The organism is Bacillus sp. SIMBA_074, from assembly GCF_046534555.1.
In the GTDB taxonomy this organism is placed as follows: Bacteria; Bacillota; Bacilli; order Bacillales; family Bacillaceae_G; genus Bacillus_A; species Bacillus_A mycoides.
The window spans coordinates 1-297 of record NZ_JAWRYM010000325.1; the positions used below are offsets into that span (position 1 = coordinate 1).

Below are 297 nucleotides of genomic sequence, written 5' to 3' on the forward strand. Positions count from 1 at the left end.
CCTGCGGCCTATTTCAGAAGTCACTATCGTTTTTAAGACAACTCCATTGGGAGGTAAAGTGCGTTTCGATTTCTTTTCTTTTAAAAGATAATCCAATATTAGTGCACCAGTTTGGTTACCTGTAAGCACTACATATTCGCCATTCTTATTTTTAACGGCGATACCGAGCCGATCTGCATCCGGATCTGTTGCGATCAACAGGTCCGCCGATACCTCATTTCCTAATTCAATGGCCATTTCAAATGCTGCATGTTCTTCAGGGTTCGGTGATTTGACTGTCGAAAAATTGGGATCAGG

At 42.4% G+C, this 297-nt stretch carries 1 pseudogene; it reads right to left on the minus strand.

The window, feature by feature from the left end:
• Positions 1 to 297 (minus strand): annotated as a pseudogene (locus SB773_RS31025) (phospho-sugar mutase); the annotation flags it as partial.